This is a genomic window from Candidatus Sodalis endolongispinus (assembly GCF_018777395.1).
Classification (GTDB): domain Bacteria; phylum Pseudomonadota; class Gammaproteobacteria; order Enterobacterales; family Enterobacteriaceae; genus Sodalis_B; species Sodalis_B endolongispinus.
On sequence record NZ_JAFJYC010000001.1, the window covers coordinates 16,931 to 33,551 of the forward strand.

General features: G+C 50.8%; 16 protein-coding genes and 4 pseudogenes. 7 read left to right on the forward strand and 13 right to left on the reverse strand.

The window, feature by feature from the left end:
- Positions 1 to 27: 27 nt before the first annotated feature.
- Positions 28 to 535 (reverse strand): annotated as a pseudogene (locus JZM24_RS00090) (O-acetyl-ADP-ribose deacetylase).
- A gap of 220 nt (positions 536 to 755) precedes the next feature.
- On the opposite strand from JZM24_RS00090, the gene JZM24_RS00095 reads away from it, so the two are divergent.
- A complete protein-coding gene (locus JZM24_RS00095) occupies positions 756 to 1,937 on the forward strand; it encodes a beta-glucosidase (protein ID WP_215668161.1) in 1,182 nt (393 codons plus the stop codon).
- 660 nt (positions 1,938 to 2,597) lie between these two features.
- On the opposite strand, the gene JZM24_RS00100 is transcribed toward JZM24_RS00095, so the two are convergent.
- Together JZM24_RS00100 and JZM24_RS19035 are read right to left on the reverse strand one after the other, a co-directional pair.
- A complete protein-coding gene (locus JZM24_RS00100; RefSeq protein WP_215668162.1) occupies positions 2,598 to 2,780 on the reverse strand; it encodes a GDFGVC terminal motif YodC-like protein in 183 nt (60 codons plus the stop codon).
- A 33-nt stretch (positions 2,781 to 2,813) separates the two neighbouring features.
- On the reverse strand, positions 2,814 to 2,945 hold the full coding sequence (locus JZM24_RS19035) for a hypothetical protein (protein ID WP_281418170.1): 132 nt from the start codon (positions 2,943 to 2,945) through the stop codon (positions 2,814 to 2,816).
- Between the two features lie 482 nt (positions 2,946 to 3,427).
- Here JZM24_RS19035 and JZM24_RS00105 point away from each other — a divergent pair, with 482 nt between their 5' ends.
- Positions 3,428 to 3,874 (forward strand): hypothetical protein, encoded by a 447-nt coding sequence (locus JZM24_RS00105; protein WP_215668163.1) that lies wholly within the window; start codon positions 3,428 to 3,430, stop codon positions 3,872 to 3,874.
- Positions 3,875 to 4,177: 303 nt separating this feature from the next.
- Here the strand turns inward: JZM24_RS00105 and JZM24_RS00110 are convergent.
- Together JZM24_RS00110 and JZM24_RS00115 are read right to left on the reverse strand one after the other, a co-directional pair.
- A pseudogene (locus JZM24_RS00110) lies at positions 4,178 to 4,888 on the reverse strand (phosphohydrolase).
- A 166-nt stretch (positions 4,889 to 5,054) separates the two neighbouring features.
- Entirely contained in the window at positions 5,055 to 5,204 is a 150-nt protein-coding gene (locus tag JZM24_RS00115) for a hypothetical protein (protein WP_215668164.1), read from the reverse strand.
- Positions 5,205 to 5,778: 574 nt separating this feature from the next.
- Between JZM24_RS00115 and JZM24_RS00120 the strand changes: the two genes are divergently transcribed.
- The gene (locus JZM24_RS00120) at positions 5,779 to 6,003 is read left to right on the forward strand and encodes a DUF2188 domain-containing protein (protein ID WP_215668165.1); all 225 of its coding nucleotides are present in this window, start codon (positions 5,779 to 5,781) and stop codon (positions 6,001 to 6,003) included.
- A 64-nt stretch (positions 6,004 to 6,067) separates the two neighbouring features.
- Here the strand turns inward: JZM24_RS00120 and JZM24_RS00125 are convergent.
- From JZM24_RS00125 to JZM24_RS19325, 4 genes and pseudogenes are all read right to left on the reverse strand, one after another.
- A pseudogene (locus tag JZM24_RS00125) lies at positions 6,068 to 6,589 on the reverse strand (alpha/beta hydrolase); the annotation flags it as partial.
- Between the two features lie 323 nt (positions 6,590 to 6,912).
- Positions 6,913 to 7,038, reverse strand: a complete 126-nt coding sequence (locus JZM24_RS19315; protein ID WP_312884841.1) for a hypothetical protein — start codon at positions 7,036 to 7,038, stop codon at positions 6,913 to 6,915.
- Positions 7,035 to 7,316, reverse strand: a complete 282-nt coding sequence (locus tag JZM24_RS19320; protein WP_312884842.1) for a LysR substrate-binding domain-containing protein — start codon at positions 7,314 to 7,316, stop codon at positions 7,035 to 7,037. Before JZM24_RS19320 ends, JZM24_RS19315 begins: the two co-directional genes overlap by 4 nt.
- 1 nt (position 7,317) lies before the next feature.
- Complete coding sequence (locus JZM24_RS19325) at positions 7,318 to 7,797, reverse strand: LysR family transcriptional regulator (RefSeq protein WP_312884843.1); 480 nt, start codon at positions 7,795 to 7,797, stop codon at positions 7,318 to 7,320.
- Between the two features lie 202 nt (positions 7,798 to 7,999).
- Between JZM24_RS19325 and JZM24_RS00135 the strand changes: the two are divergent.
- Both JZM24_RS00135 and JZM24_RS00140 read left to right on the forward strand, forming a co-directional pair.
- A pseudogene (locus JZM24_RS00135) lies at positions 8,000 to 9,173 on the forward strand (L,D-transpeptidase family protein).
- Positions 9,174 to 9,430: 257 nt separating this feature from the next.
- Positions 9,431 to 9,715, forward strand: a complete 285-nt coding sequence (locus JZM24_RS00140) for a YciI family protein (protein ID WP_215668166.1) — start codon at positions 9,431 to 9,433, stop codon at positions 9,713 to 9,715.
- Here the strand turns inward: JZM24_RS00140 and JZM24_RS00145 are convergent.
- Entirely contained in the window at positions 9,710 to 10,795 is a 1,086-nt protein-coding gene (locus JZM24_RS00145) for a VirK/YbjX family protein (protein ID WP_281418171.1), read from the reverse strand. The genes JZM24_RS00140 and JZM24_RS00145 overlap by 6 nt on opposite strands.
- A 651-nt stretch (positions 10,796 to 11,446) precedes the next feature.
- On the opposite strand from JZM24_RS00145, the gene JZM24_RS00150 reads away from it, so the two are divergent.
- Together JZM24_RS00150 and JZM24_RS00155 are read left to right on the forward strand one after the other, a co-directional pair.
- Positions 11,447 to 12,160: a helix-turn-helix transcriptional regulator gene (locus JZM24_RS00150; protein ID WP_215668168.1), complete on the forward strand. Its 714-nt coding sequence runs from the start codon at positions 11,447 to 11,449 to the stop codon at positions 12,158 to 12,160.
- Positions 12,161 to 13,615: 1,455 nt separating this feature from the next.
- On the forward strand, positions 13,616 to 13,882 hold the full coding sequence (locus JZM24_RS00155) for a hypothetical protein (protein WP_215668169.1): 267 nt from the start codon (positions 13,616 to 13,618) through the stop codon (positions 13,880 to 13,882).
- Positions 13,883 to 14,876: 994 nt separating this feature from the next.
- On the opposite strand, the gene JZM24_RS00160 is transcribed toward JZM24_RS00155, so the two are convergent.
- From JZM24_RS00160 to JZM24_RS00170, 3 genes are read right to left on the reverse strand one after another with little or no spacing between them, the layout of a single operon-like run.
- Positions 14,877 to 15,407: a hypothetical protein gene (locus JZM24_RS00160; protein ID WP_215668170.1), complete on the reverse strand. Its 531-nt coding sequence runs from the start codon at positions 15,405 to 15,407 to the stop codon at positions 14,877 to 14,879.
- Positions 15,408 to 15,422: 15 nt separating this feature from the next.
- Positions 15,423 to 16,112, reverse strand: a complete 690-nt coding sequence (locus JZM24_RS00165; RefSeq protein WP_215668171.1) for a hypothetical protein — start codon at positions 16,110 to 16,112, stop codon at positions 15,423 to 15,425.
- Positions 16,061 to 16,606 (reverse strand): hypothetical protein, encoded by a 546-nt coding sequence (locus JZM24_RS00170; RefSeq protein ID WP_215668172.1) that lies wholly within the window; start codon positions 16,604 to 16,606, stop codon positions 16,061 to 16,063. Before JZM24_RS00170 ends, JZM24_RS00165 begins: the two co-directional genes overlap by 52 nt.
- Positions 16,607 to 16,621 lie beyond the last annotated feature (15 nt).

Here is a 16,621-nt window from a genome sequence, read left to right on the forward strand (position 1 = left end):
CGGCATCATTGACAGTCCAGGGCCACTCTAAGCCAGCGCCGTTTGATATAAACGTGCATTCTCTTCGTCGAAACAGACAAACATCACCTGCTGCGGCCAGGCATTGTGCGCCAGAAACGCACGCACGGCATCAATGGCGATGCGGGCCGCGGCAGGCTTGGGGAAGCCGTAAACGCCGGTGCTGATATTAGGAAAGGCCAAACGGGCAAGGCGGTGCGCCGCCCCGAGCTGCAGACTGCTGTCATAGGCGCGGCGCAGCAGCGCGGCCTCATGCTGATCGCCGCCGCGCCAGATGGGGCCGACGGTATGAATAATGTACCGCGCGGGCAGATTGCCGCCGCCGGTTATCACCGCCTCCCCCGCCGCGAGCGCGACGAATCACCGCACACGCCTCCCTCAGTGCCGGCCCCGCCGCGCGATGAATGGCGCCATCCACGCCCCCCCCGCCCATCAGTTGTTGATTGGCCGCATTGACAATGCCCTCCACCGACAAGGTGGTGATATCGCCGGTCATGAGATGAATTCGTCTGCGCATTATTTCTCTTCTCATCTTTGCACGGAGAGAACCATTATCCCCTTTGCCGGTCATAAAGTGAACGGCGCGAAAAACCCTGACGCGCCGACTTAGCGCCCGCATGGGGCGATCGCATTTCAGGCGCTTTTCGTTCGCGTACCCTGATGCTGAGTCTACGCTTAAAGGATACGCTTCATTCGCCCTGCACGGCGTAACACCGTTACGGTTAGGGAGACGCATTATGCAAGACCAAATTATCCATAACCTGCCCGCGATCCACAGTCCTTCTTTATTCCAAAGCTTTTTCCAGGGCGGCTTCGACTGCTCCACCGAATGGCGCGGCGACGGACGCCGGCTGGATATCATTCACTCCAGCGGCCATGAAATGCTGGCGGCGAAAGATTATGCCCAGATGGCCACCTGTCATCTCACCACCGTGCGCGATGATTTGCGCTGGCACCTCATCGAAGCCACGCCAGGCCAGTATGACTGGTCCAGCTTTCTGCCCATGTTACATGCCGCACAGGCCAATGGGCTGCAGGTCATTTGGGATCTCTGCCACTTCGGCTGGCCGGCCCACCTTGACATCTGGCAACCGGCATTTGTCGACAGTTTTGCCCGCTTCGCCGGGGCGGTCGCAGCGCTGGTGCGCGGTGAAGGCGTGGTGCAGCCCGTATATACCCCGATCAACGCGATGTCTTTCTGGAGCTGGGCGGGCGGCGATATGGCCTCCATCGCACCGATGGCGTCCCGCCAGGGCAAGGCGCTGAAACAGCAGTTGGTCCGTGCGAGTCTGGTCGCAATGGCGGCGATCCGCGCGGTGGATCCCTCAGCGCGTTTTTTGCAGCCTGAACCGGTGGTACATATTAATGTGGCGGCGGACAAACCGGCGCTGATAGAGGAAGCGGAAGCACTGCGCCTGCTGCAGTTCGAGGTCTGGGACATGCTTTGCGGCCGCGATACGCCAGAGCTGGGCGGCGCTGAGATGTGGCTGGATATCATCGGCGTCGGTTACCGACCCGGCAACCAATGGTTTTACCGGGGCGAGACGATTGCGCTGGATGACGGTCATTACCGGCCGTTTGCGGCCATCTTGCAAGAGGTGTGGCAACGCTATCAACGCCCGCTGCTCATCGCCGAAACCGGGGCGGAAGAGGACATGCGCGTCCCCTGGGCGCGTTATATTTTTGAACAGGCGGTGCAGGCCCACGTGGCGGTGGAAGGTATTTGTCATTATCCTATCGCCGATTACCGCAGTTGGAGTGAAGAAAAGCATCGGCTTTTCGGCCTGCTGGGTATGCAGGACGTCAACGGCTGCCGTTCACTTTATGAGCCTTTAGCGCTGGAGTTGCGTGGTCAACAGATACGCCTGGCAGGGATACTCAAGGACGCAGAGCCGGGCAATCAAGCGGTTTCCGCCTGATACGGCGGGTGATAACGGCGGTGGAGGGCATTGGCGGGGCACTAGGTCGGCACAGGCTTACCGCCCCGTCATCAGGGCATCTTTTTATAGCATGACTGTGCATCTATAGAGTCCGTGGAGTGACGGATATCGTTAAACCAGGCGATACAAGACAGAACCGTCACGGCGATTAAAATGGATATTAACAAACCGATTAACAGCAATAATTTTGTCTCATCAAGTTTGCTGGATTCCATATCTGCTCCTTTCCCTCGCCGATAATCAGATTATCCAGAGTGTCATCAAACTGACAAAGATGATAAGGGTTCCTGAAGCGATCGCCAATACCGCTATGGCAAACTGCCCATCGCTCAACGTCTCGCGATGATATTTCTTGCGACTGATTCGACGGCGTATTTTCACAACAGATTATTCTAATGGAGAGACGGGAACCCAACCGGACTGGCCGGTGAAACAGAAGATAAAGTAGGTGAAATGAGAAGTGAATGCAAGAGGAAACGGTCCAGCCGGCCGGCGCAATGGCCGGCGGATCTTACGCCAAAACAACGGAGAAAAACGTAAAACAACGGCGAGAGCGTGATGTAAAGCCTATTGCTACGGGTTTGGCGAGCCGGTGCGGCCTGCGGCATAACTCTGCGTGAACACCGACGGCGATTCACTCTAGCACACGCCGAAATCCCCTTCTTCTTTATAGAGCGTCAGTTCTTGCGGTTTGAATGCCTTACTCTTCTCCTCGCCGGGATCCATCATCTCGCAGTACACTAAGTCGTTTTCAACTTTGACTACGCTCATCGCGGGCCCCCCTTTTGTCGGTTGCACGATATCGCCTGTGGCAAATGTCATCCTATCCTCCCGCCCGCAGGCCAGTTGGGTGTTTTATTCTGGCTCACCGGCCAGCAAATAGTCGGGGTCATCATAAACCGGCGTCGGAACCATCACCCCTTCTGCGCCGGGTTGTGTATGCTGCTGCTGTGCCGGAGGTGCCTGCTGTGGATATTTATCGCTCATGGCCGCGTTACCTCATCCCGCTGTTTTATCCGATGGTTAATTATTAGCCTAGTGGCTGCCATCAGGAGCGTCAACCCGGCGACATATTAATGAACCTTATCTCGCACCGCTCGGTTTACCCTCGGGCAAAGGACGGGTCAGCCGGTGCTTCTGTGTCCCCCTTGCGTAGCCACTGGGGCATCCTCCCCCTGCGCGCCGTTCAACTGGTTAACTAAATGACGAAAAACCGTTAAAAGCAGCCGATCCAGGCGATTAATGTGCGAGTAAATAGGAATGACTCGCAACTATAAACATAGCCTACCGCTACCGGTCGCCACGACGCCCTGTGCGGCCGGCAACAAAACAATAGATATTATTCATAATTAGATAATGACAATAAGAAAAATTAACGTGATACTTCAAGTTCATTCATGGATGTAGGGAAAGTTCGGGCCTAAGGCAAATCATCGACCAGCTGTGGCGAATTTTCTCAGGAGGGCGCCATGTTTAGAAAATATTCCACCGATTTCGCCATTGCCAGCCTGGATGCCCAGGGCGTTGTCCGCCGTTCGGGTTGGATAGTCGTCTACTGTACCCACCCGGTGACCAGAGAGAACCTCTGCGCAACGCAGGAATACTTATGCGTGGACGCCCTACTGCCGCCCCATAGCTATGCCGATAAACCGGCGTTGCCGGCGCAACGCCAAACACGTGCATTGGTGCGCAGCTGCGATGGACGCTTTTGGCAAACGGTGGAGGACCTGCGCGGTAAAGCGGCCTATTGCAAGGACACCGGCCATCGGCTGATTGTTGACTTCCTGGGCGCTTTGCCGACAGAGTTAACCCTGCTGGCACCGACCTCGCCGAACGATACCTGGGATGGTCAGAAATGGGTCCAGCCGGACAACCATCACTGTCATAGCAGCACGGGCCCCGAAACCCCCGGTTAATCCTACCTTGACCTTTTGCCACAGGGTGTTGGTGGCAGGCGGCCAAGCTGCAGCGCCGGCATCTTCGTTTCCGCCGGCAGCCCCTGAAAGACATCGCCTCTGCGACGCCTTGATCATTGCAGCCGCTGACGCCTGCACATTATTGCACCTTGCGTTGCCGCCCGCGCCTTTTTACGGCGTAATATCTGGCACATTCTTCCTTCTACAGGCGGGCATGCTGCGTATTTCCGGCGCCGGCCGCTAACATCATAAGTAATCAATAATAAAAAACGTAATAGATAGCAAACAAGGGCACGAAACATCTTACTCCACCGCAGGTTGCCCCTCCGCTTTATAGCCCATACCAAATCTGTCCAGTGTTTCCTTATCCAGCTGGTAATATTCGCCTTTTAATTCCGCACACAGTTTACTCATAAACGTCACCAGATATTCAATATTATAGCGGGCCATTTCTATTCCCAGCTCCGTTTGCATACTGTCAGCCAGGGTTAATAATTTGGTTTAGAAATGATCAAAAGTATAATTGACATCATCCAGTGGCCGGTGCAGCGCCAGCGGATCCTCGGCGTGAAATAACCCACGGCCCAATTGCCCGGCCACATGAAACACCCGCGCTAACCCGATGGCCCCCAAAGATTCCAGCCGATCGGCGTCTTGCACGATTTTTGCCTCCAGCGTTTCCGGCGTAATGCCGGCGCTGAAGCTGTGCGCCTCAATAGCGTGCGCCACACCGCCATACAGCCGCGCCGGAAAATCAGGGAAATAGTCGGCGAGGATCTTTTGTGTTTGCCGCGAAGCCAAATGTCGTTCGGGATGGTTTTTTGGTAAATTGACTACGTCGTGGAAATAACAGGCGGCTAATACAATCCTTTCATCCGCATCGGTAAACTGCATTATTTTACGGGCGGTTTTCCAAACCCTACTAAAATGGGCAATATCATGCGCTTTGTCATCCTGCGGAAAATGTTGCTCCAGATACTCATGAAAATGACGTTCCCAATCCTCTGAAGTCATATCCCACTCCTGCTTGCTATTAATTGCAATAGTATTATTTAGCTATTGCTCACTGCGTTATCTCGCCGAAATAGCCTTCAATGTGACAGCTTAGCATAATCATGCGCTAAAAAGGGGCGCAAACAATATTGCAGGTTATGTCTTATTTCGGCGCAATTATCGGTAATTAGCCGGGCGCACCGCGCAAATGCGGCATCGCGCCTATCGACCACCGATGCGTCTGCCTGGCGTCGCGATGGACATATTCATCATCATCCTGCCACGCGAGTGCGGGCGTGCTGACGCCGATCTTGACCAGGATGTCACCGTGCGCCATGGTTTCTCGCCCGCTTAAGCGCTGCGACGACGCCGCGGTCTTGTCTCCTTCGTCATTCCTGCCCTTTGTCGCTCAACGCCTTCACCCCTCACCACCTTGCTGCACCCCCGTTTATCAACAGGCCCACCGAAGGCTATTTCATCATATTAATATGACAGCCTGTCAATCCCCCTCGCCCAGGGCATCTCTTGGCGCCTCTTCTGACAAGCGATGCGCCCGTCCTTCCTCTTGCTCCTTGTCACCTCTCAGCCTCAGCGCGCTTTCCCCTCTTCCTGTCTTTCCCTATTCATGTCTTTCTCACCTTCTTCCCCTTATAGTTGCTTCTCCTCAAACTCATTTTTGCGAAAGGATAACAAGTCCCTCTGGCAACTCGCCGTCATGCAGGCCTCCCGCAGGGGTGGAATGCCTTGAGCGAAATAGGGAAACTGAACAGTCTCTCTCATTATGCCGCTGGCGATCGCGGCAGACGGTTATTTAACTGCTACGCTTACTATTGCACAATCAATACCCCTTTCTTTCTGCTGTGGTTGAGAGGCTTGTCGCGCCGAACCGCTATCACTTAATAGGAGTTAAGATGGATAATTACCACGTCACCAAAGCTGAAGATAAATGGGTTTTAACCAAGGAAGGGAATAGCCGCCCATCAAAAACGGCGGCAACCAAGGACGAAATTATTACCCTCACCCATAGCTATATGTCGGGCAAAACGGCCTCGGTGAAAATTCATAAACAGGATGGCACTCTTCAGGAAGAACGCACCTATCCACGCACCAGCGATCCGCGCAAATCCAAGGGGTAACCGCTGCGGCCCCCCCCTATCGCCCTGACGCCCTTTTCGCCCGCGGGAAACGCGTCAGGGCGCTCTACAGCTCTCTGATTAACGTCTGGGCAATAAAACGCCCGGCGAGCAGAATACCCTCAGGTGAGAGAGTATGGCCCAAGCCCGGAAATATTTTCGCCGTCGCTCTCATGCCCACGGCGGTCAACAGTCGGGCGGCCAGCGGACTTTCGCTCGCGGGAATGACATCGTCCTGCCCACCGTGCAGCAGTAACACCGACGTCCGTGCCGCAGGCCTGAGCGGTAACGGCGTTGCCAGCCTACCTTAGAAAGCCACGACTCCCGCCACCGGCCAGCGGCCGGAAGCGATTGCATCCAAAGCCATGGTCGCGCCTTGGGAAAACCCTACTAACACCACCTTTTCCGGTTGCCTGGCGATCCCGCGGGCCGCCATCACCTGCGCCAACGTATCATCAAACGCGGCACGCGCCGCCTGAATGCGCCGCAGCCGATTTTCTTCCGTGACGCCTACAACGCTGAACCACTGATAGTCTTGACCAAAATCGGAATGCGTCGGCGCATCGGGAGAAGCAAATTCACTGTCGGGTAACGGGTGCTTCCAGGCTTACGCCAGAGGGAGTAAGTCATCACCGCTGCTGCCTACGCCGTGCAAAAGAATAATCAGGCTATTGTTCATCACGTATTTCTTACCATTACAAATCCAGTATCACCAACGCCGAAGCCACCGGGTCAATGCCGCTCGTTTTTTCCGCCCTTGCTGGCCGGAAGAGGAACCTCCGGCACCTTTATCTGCGACAATCAGGCGCGCAAGCCTATGGCAGCGTTCATATTTCGCAAGATACCGTGATGCCGATAAGATGATAATCCTCCCTGTCAGAGGTTATTAATTTCCATTATGGAAGCAATTCCTTACCAGCCTTGATCCCAGGCCGGCTGACCGCGGAATCGGTTCGCGAGATAATCCACCAGCGCGCGTACCTTGGTCGCCAGATGACGTGCCGGCGGATAGATGGCATACAGACCGAGCGGCGTCATTTCCCGCTGCGAAAATGCTCACCGCAAATAAACGAAGGAATACGGGTAATGCCCAGGCCGGACATCGCGGCGCACAAGCAGGCGTCGGCGTTGGCGAAATGCAGCCGGCCATTGATGGTTATCGACACCGCGCCATCGGCGCCGTTAGCGCCAAATTGCCAGTTAGGATCGCGAAAATTGGTATCAACGATACAGTCATGAAAACGCAGATCGGAAGGCTGCATCGGTTCGCCACGGCGTAACAGGTAGTCCGGCGAGGCCGCCAGCACGATACGCACATCACAGAGTTTGCGGCAACCAAACTGCTGTCGTCCAGTCGGCCGATGCGCAGAGCGATGTCATAGCCCTCATCGACCAGATTGACCATCTGATATCCGAGAAATCAACATCGAGAATAATTGCCGGATACTGGCGGGCGAAATCGACTAGCACCGGCGCCAATTGCCGGGCGCCGAAGGAAATAGAAGAGGTCAGTTTGAGTCGCCCCGACGGCGCGTCGGCGGCGCTGCGCACCGAAGCGTCCAGCGCATCCAGCTCATCGAGCAAGATCTTGATCCGCTGATAATAAGCTTGGCCTACTTCGGTTGGCGACAATGCGCGGGTGGTCCGCTTGATTAGCTGCACGCCCAGATCGGCTTCCAGACGCGAAATCATTTTCGACGCCTGGCCACTACTGGTGCCGAGACGAACGGCGGCGGCGGCAAAACTCCCAATCTCCAGTACCGCCACCAGCATGCGATCGCAATCGAGCCGTTTCATTCGCGCTCCTTTTTTTGACGCAGTCACCCTCACAGATTATCACAGCATGCGTTGATTCGCGTATACGCAGAGCAGACCGTTACCGTTTCGGTTACACTTACTCTTTCCACGCCGGGGATTGAGCACCTATAATGCACCTCCGGCACTCTTTGCCGGGTAAACACTCATTGACAGCCTGCAAGGCGATAACATCTGACACTTTATGAAAATGAAAATTCGCGCGTTCTGTAGCATGGTATTGGCAATGGCTGTTTACAGTCAGTCCGCCTTCGCCGTTGTCTATCCGCTGCCGGAAGGTAAAAGCCGCCTGGTGGGGGAAAATCTGCAAATCATCGTTCCCGAGGGGAACAGGCTTCCACTGGAACATTTTGCCGCACAGTTCCAAATGGGACTGAGCAACATGCTTGAAGCCAATCCAGGCGTGGATGTCCTATCTACCGGCCGCCGGCACCGAGATGATCATTCCGCAGCAGCTGATTTTGCCGGACACCCCGCATGAGGGCATTGTGATCAATAGTGCCGAAATGCGGTTGTATTATTACCCGAAAGGCACCAATACGGTCATCGTGTTGCCCATTGGTATTGGCGAGCTGGGTAAAGACACCCCCTCCAACTGGGTGACCTCGGTGCAGCGTAAAAAAGATGGCCCCACCTGGACGCCGACCAAAGCCATGCATGCGGAATATGCCGAGCGCGGTGAAACGCTGCCGGAAGTATTTCCCGCCGGCCCGGATAATCCGATGGGGTTGTATGCGCTCTACGTCGGCCGCCTGTATGCGGTCCACAGCACCAACGCCAACTTCGGTATCGGCCTGCGCGTGAGCCACGGCTGTGTGCGTTTGCGCGCCGACGACATCAAATATCTGTTTGATCATGTGCCGGTCGGCACGCGGGTTCAGTTCATCAATGAACCGGTAAAAGCCACCATCGAACCGGACGGCTCGCGTTATCTGGAAGTGCACAACCCACTCTCCGCCACCGAAGAGCAATTCAACTCCAACGAGCCGGTACCGATTAATCTGCCCGTCAACGTCAGCCATGTGCTGGTGGATCCCAGCGTAAACCAGGGTACCGTCGACCAGGCCTTGCAGCGTCGCTCCGGCATGCCGGAGAACATCATCGCGCAGGTCGACAGTAGCCAAACCGCTACGGTACAGGTTCAGCCGGTTGATGAGCGTACCATTACCGAAGGTCCCGACACCGAGCAGGCGCAGCAGGGCAATGCCGCACCGGTCACCCTGCGGACCAGCGTGCCCGAGCAAAGCGGTGCCGCGGTCCCGGTAGGCAACACCGCGCCGGCGCAAACTGATGCCGTTGCCGCCCCCATCGAGCAGGCCACACCGGCTGCCGGTGGCGACGGTCAAAGCGCGCAGTAATCGCGAAAGGTCGCCCGCCCGCCCCGACCAGGCTCCCCCGCCTCCCTGGCGCATCCGTCGCGTCAGGGAGGGCGAAACGCCGGCTCCCAACAACACTCTCTTGCAGTAATCCCACCCCTGAGGCGTTTTATCACCGTCGTGGATTTCCCCGCGCCGTCGCCTTGCTACGCAAGTCTCTACTATGGTGAAAAAAATGATGACGGTAACGGCCGCCTGGCAAGGTATGCTTGTGGCATCGTGTTCAACCGGAGTGACCCATGTTTCTGATTACGTTGCGCTATAACCAGCCCATGGCGCAGGTTACCGCCCTGCAGGAAGGCCATATGAATTGGCTAAAGACGTATTTTGCCGAAGGTATTTTCGTCGCCGCCGGCCGTAAGATCCCCCGCACGGGTGGCGTCATTTTCGCCAGCCGCGTGGCACGGGATGAGTTGGAGCGGATTTTGGCAGAGGATCCGTTCAGCGCTGTCGCGGACTACGACATAATCGAATTCTTACCCACCCTGAACGACGACAGACTCAGCGCGCTACTAACGCTATAAACTCGGTACCGGCGCGGCAGGCCGCCGCCACCGCGCGCTGGCGGCTTTCGCCTTCAGCGCGCGGCAAAAGAGGCTTTCTGAATCAACTTGCCAATCGCACATCTGCGGCGTCCGGGCGGGCGCCTTCATGCCGCTCTGGCTATGAATAAACGCATCGAACTGCGTCCGCATGTCCTCCAGCAGAGCGTAGCGCCTGCGATATTCGGCGCGTTTTTTACTGGGCAGCTCGTCCATGGCCTTGCGGGTTATCCTCTGCGGCAACGCGTAAAGCCCGCCTGCCATAGGTAGCCCTTCCACCGACGCCCAAAATTCATCGTAATGAGCAAAAAATACGTTTTGCTTACTACTGCGATAGCGTGCGCTTTGGAAAACATGGCTTTTATCACCGACTGCGATAATCTGCTGCGCCTTAATATCACCATTGATGAGCTGTATCATTTCTACCAAGAGTCGTTTGGGGAATAAACCATGGCAAGCTTTGGTCGCTTCTTTGATGACATTATGCGAAGTGTTGCGACTGGCGCCCTGCAAGCCGCCTATAAACAGCGTTTGTTTTTCCTGATACCTTACGATAGAGAAGGTAAGCGAAGCCAAACGTCCTTTATCGCCGTGAATGGTCAACGTCGCCTCCCATTCACGCTCGAAGCGGCTCATACTTAATTTGATTTCGAGTTGCTCGCCGTTTTTGCCATCCAGGACGCATAACCGGGTTGCCGCAGGCACGGTCAACGCCTGCAGCAGCGGCAAACATGACAGCGTTTTGACAAAGGTGTAGTGCTCAAGAATAGCCCGAGCGCGCGCCGCTACCGGCAAGGCGGCAAAAAGATAGGGGCGATGGATTTTCGCGGGCAGCGTATTTTGCGCCAGCGCCGCGTGGCGCAATTGCGAGTCGGTCGCGACGCACTGCAAATAACGCAGCGTCACCGCCGGATTAATCAGCGTTCGCAATAAGAATTTCAGGCGAAATTTAGTGTTATCCCAGATTTCCCCTGGTCTACATACACCCGAGAAGAGCGCCCAAAATAGGCTCAATCCGCTTTGCGGATAACCATCAATTTTCTGCACAACGGAATGGGACATAATGGAGTATCCAAACGAAAAACTATTGTGGTACTCAGAATAATTAAACGGATTATCAATAAAATAATTATTCACAGCCTTACATCAGGTTGAACATAAACCAACAGTAAACAAGACGATTTTTTCAATGAAGGGCTTTAGCCTCCGGCTTCCCCGGCCAGAAAGGGGGAGCCTGCCACGGTGTTTTATCGCTCAAACAACCGCAAACGGCCAATCACGGCCTACCACGCTCTTTGCAACGCGGAAAAGCTACTGAAGCTAATGAGGCAGACGGCCTTAGGACTAGACGTATCACCGCGGATGCCGTCCAAAAGATTTTATCTGCGCTATTAATGAAGAAAATGCATGTTCCAGGCGTTTGCGCCTGCATGAGAGTCCGACCGGTGCGGCGTTTTGTCAGCACTTAGACAACGGGTAACGACCGACCCGACTTAACGATGATGGCAGCAGGCTGGATCCCTTGCCCACTAGAGATGAATTGACTCGCCACCGATACTAGTATGCCACGTTTTTATTAATGCAAGTATGTTGACGAACCACCGTTTATTGGGAAGGAATTACTTTTTACCCGCCACCTAAATTATGTAATTTTCTGAGTCACCGGCCAGAGGTTTTCTTAAACTGACATTTCATTATATAGGAATAGCAATCATGGGTAGTCTCAATGATCCAGTCTCCGGCAGTTTAACACTACACACCTTGAACCACATTCCCCTTATCGCCATAATGGAGCATGCATCGATCCCTTGTGGAATAAAAAACAAAGAGTCCAAGTTCGTTTATTTGAATAAGGCCAGCCTCGATTTTTTGAATATCCCTAGCGGCTTTGATTTTGAGGGACGACGGGATGAGGAGTCCCACTGCGCCTGGTCGGAGCTGGCGCCAGATTTCCAGACACAGGACCGGGCGGCGGAACAGAGCCGCACCGTGGCGGACATCGTCACAACATCTTATTATGGCCGCCACGCCGTGATGGAGCCATATTATTGCCCGAAATTTTTCATTAATAATAAACATGGTGAAATATTGGGCACTGCCTATTATATCCAGAAATTTAAGCTATTATCCGTATCAGAGTTTTTTGATAACATCAAACCTTCGGTCATTACGCTGACGCCGCCTGATGCCACCTTTACCGAGAGCGAACTGGATATTATTTTCTATGCCAGACAGGATTTAAGCAAAAAAGAAATCGCGGAAAGATTATTTTTGTCATCGAAGGCGCCTGAAACCAGGCTAGCCGGCATTTACAGTAAAATCAGCGTCCACTCGCTGTCGCAACTTAATGAATACTGCCGTGCCACCGCGCTCAAAAATTATATGCCTAAGAAAATCTTCAAAGAAGGGGTTGAATTTTTCTGGTAATCAGAAAGTTACCGTGCCAGCCCGGGATGGAGCATCGGGCTAGGGGTTACGCCTCGCGTGTCTTTTGCTTTAACAATCCTTTGTATCAGGCCAGCCCGCCTTTGGTCACCCGGTGTTGCCCTTCAGCGCCAATACTATAACACTTGTTGCCATAGAGGCTCTTGAGTCTAGAAGCATTGGCGGTCTTACGTCTTATGCCAGAATAAACAATTGCCCTTATGGGTTTATCGCTGATTTAGCCTGCACGTCGGTCCGGGCGGCGAGGTTAACTCAGCCGCGCCGAAATCTCATCCCCCCTCCCGTGCTGTGTCGTTATCGTCGTCATGCCACGATTTAGGATCCTGATGGAATCGGCGTGCTACCAGCCTTGAGAGGTAAATCACAGCTTACCCATTTCTCCCCCATCCTTTGACCAAAACTTATGAGAGAGGGCTAGAGATGGCACTGACATGCATTCTGCCATTAACGTCGCAATGGGTGCTGAGGTACGGCGTTAGTATAAGCCCTGTTATTGTCGTTTGTACCTGCGCCAACGTAGCCAGGGACATAGGGTGCAGCATTTTTGAGTGGCATCGGTGCAGACGTTGACGGACTCACCAGCGAACAGACCTCTCTACCAACCGTTGGGTAGCAAGCGGCAAAGGGCACAGAAGTTTGCCTGGCATCAACGCCCTCTTGCCTATATAAGGCATCCCCAGTCTGAACCGCTCGCAGTTTGATAAGGCGCCCTGCGCTTATCATTAATGCGGCAGCACAGAGGGGTAAAACATAAACAGAGGGACCCGCTATCACCCATGTCACCCCCATAGCGATAGATAACAGACTAAGCGGATAGTTATCTGCCCAGCGACATAGCGTTTTCCCGACAGGTACCGACAACGCTTTTATTCCCCGCCTGCGGCGGTGCGGTCGGGCGCGGGCTTTTACTATAATTGGTGAAAGGATTATGCTTAATAGCATTAACCGCCGACTGTGAGTACCCCATATTAACGTCCTCCTATCACTTTCGGATCATTATCGATGTTGACTAAACGAGTATAATATCGCCCCATTAAACCCAGCGTTAAAAATCCAGGAATAGGAAAAACTATCTTTTTATCATAAAATAAATGAACCAGCGGCCGTTTATACTACCAATTATTTTTACTCACGCACGTGTGTGAATTACCCCAGGCGGGAAACTGAGAGGATGACCGTCTTCACGCCAGTACATTGCCATTCTCATCTGGCCCTCGGCGCGAAAACATTCTGACGCAGGAGACTTCCCGGTTCATTTAGCGCGAATATTATTGATTTCAGGCATTTTATAACTGTTTCTTTTAACATGATGATAATTAGTGTGGGATGAATAACGAAGTGCCTAAGTCACGCACGACGCAATATTCAATTGTTCGAGCGATGAGGACGGTGTAACATCATCGGTGCATTTTATTAAGAGTATTAAAGGGAGGCATAATGGAACACATTATTTTATCGCATGGTGTTAGGTTGCTTGTTTTTCCCGGTGACGGCTATCGCGAAAGTGCTATTCACCGACTTTGTCCTGCCACTAGCCGTAATATAAGCCAAAAATCGAACATTAGAGGCAAAAAAGGTCAATCGCCTAAACAAACTGCCCGGTTTTTTCAGAATATCAAAGCGTTTAACAATATGGGACTCGTTGAGCTTTCTTTATATGCACAGAAAAAATATAACCTTAGCCCGCTTTTGATTGAACATTGATTAAGGCTTCACGCCTTTGTGTAGCCAGTTTGGATGTGTGCTGGAGGCAATGCCAGACGAGCGTACCCGACGATGTAAGACCAATTCGTCGGCGATGCAACGTGCCACGGAATGGGTCGCTCTGCTAAGCTATTTAACTGTTAGCATGCCAGATACCGACAAACACTGACCAAAGCGAATGCGCGACGGTGCGTAATTTTTAGGGCTGATGGATCTTCTCGAAAGTTTAATGAAGCCGATATTAACGCTTCAATAACATGAATTCGCCGCAACCCCGGTCAGTAGCAGCATAGTCACTCGAAGTTGCATACAGTCCGGCAACCATCACTGTGGCCTGTGCCAACACGCTTGCCGCGAGCGGTACTCAATGGAAGGATATGACGCTTATCATGTCTTAGGCGCCAGCTGGTCGATTTCAAAAATGCCAATATCGTGATGGTTGAAATCGGTGGCTTTATTACTAACAACAGACCAGATTACCACTTGCTGCTTATCAATACTCTAACCCGCGAACATAGGTCATAACTCGACGAGTTTGTGCCGCGGCACAGACCGACGCCCCGACACTTTTATGGGGCCGCAGCTTTCAATACATTTGTAATGAATAATTATCTTTAACCCAGATATAGTGTCGAGATGCCTAGCAATGCTTATGAATTATGATTAGCGACTCTTACGCTATGCATTTTTTCTTGGTTTGTTAAACAACCTGAGCATGCTAGAAAAATATTGCAGAGGACTAAAGCATCATAATCAATAATATTAATTAGGTCAGCGATAGCGCATATCGCCCAATATCTCTGATATACATGGTTAAACAGTCAGCATTACATAACTTAATTCTCCAATGTAGTGATGGACTCGAAAATATCCTTCTTATATTGGGTTCATTGTATGGAATATTATGCAATATACAATTATACTTCAAGTAATCGGATAATTTAGGGTACATCGTTTCAAATGAAGTAAACATTTCTATCTGTTTTAACGCTAGCTATAATGATGGTAGATTTCCCTTACCATTAACCGGTAGGAGATACATAAGATCTACACTGTTTGCTACATCATGTCTATGTGTTATTTCATGAATGATTGTTTCCACTATGTCACCTGCAATGAATTTTTTTAACGGCTCCGGATGATCTTCCTGTCGGTAGAAAGTCGTATCTGAAAATATAGCGATACACTCTTCTTTATTACTATTATAGAAATTTGCCCCTACTGGTATTTTATAAAATCCCTCTTCATTTCCAGCCTTAGCAGAAATAAAATAATCACAACCTTCTGGCTTGATTTGTTTTGTTGAAAAAATAAAGAAACTCGCATGGTCTTCATTAAGTGATTTCTTAGTAAATATATCTATTTTTGATACTGTATCTTTTATTGAGTTAATAACATCAGGTAATAAGTCACTAGTAATGAAATGTGAAAAACAACTTGTAATAAACTTTTTGAATGCTGACCCGCCTTGCATATTCATCAACTTAACATTTAAATTATCAATGATTATTTTAACTTGATGCATTGCATTGTTGACTATTTATCTTGTTTCCAATATATATAGTGGTATTGCAGAAGTATCTTTTGCCTTATTTATTTCCTGAAGAGAAAAACAATCATACTCCGTATTTTCTCCGAACACTGCATTTACTAATTCTTCTTGCGATTCATGAATAGGTGTTAAGTGTGAAAATGTCATTCTCGCTACGTCATCAGAGGAAATACTACTTTCATCATCAGAAACTTCTTTTTTATTGAAGAGACTATCTGGTTCTTCACAAAAATCAATTTCTTCTTCAACGAACGCTGAAATCTCGCTATTACTCATCCCCATTAATTTTAGCGTGCAAGCTAAAGTTTTTTCCTTATTGATATTTCCGTTGGAATTCCTCATCGTGACTAGCTTCAAAATATTTTTACAGCAATACAGTTGGCCCAGAGATAAATTTGAGCCTAAAAGCATAGCTGTTTGTATCCCCACGTATTGTGCCATTACAGCAACAATGATATTTACGAATGCCACTCCTGTTATGGGAATTCTTCTTTTATCTGAAGGACAGGGCGTTAGATACAATTCATCCTTTATACGCTCAAGTTTAACAATATCATTTTCTTTATAAGTATTGTCATTTTTGATGATAAATATATTGTAGCCTAGCCTTTCATTTGATGATTTCTTTACAATATTGAAAACATGACTACCTGAACTTTCTTTCCCACAATATTGCAAGAAAAAATATCACCGTCATCCACATCTCTCTTAGCTTCAGGATATATTGTAACTGGAAATAATTTTTTGTCTACAGAGGAAAAAGAATCACAGGTGGTTTTGTTTTTTTTCGGTGACCGTAATGCAATGGCGCAACAATTTAATATAAAATCTCCATTGATATATTTAAGCTCGAATACTTCGTTGTTATAATATGCAAGACCATCCTCTGCAATGAATATATTGAACGCTAACGCATCACTGTTTGCGGCGTATATTATATTAAAAAAATTTCTATTGCCTTCATCTTTTCCCGTATAGTGTAAATATAAAACATCTCCTTCTTCCAATTTTTTCGATTCAGGTTGTATGGGAATCGCTGGAACTCTTAGCTTTATCGCAGACAATAAATCACACATGGTCGGCATTTCATCTTGTTTATAGTTGAAATTTTTATTTCTTAATCTGGTGCTAAACGTCATATCAAGCTCTTCGTGGTTTATTGATTTTTCCATAGCTTACCTAATAGT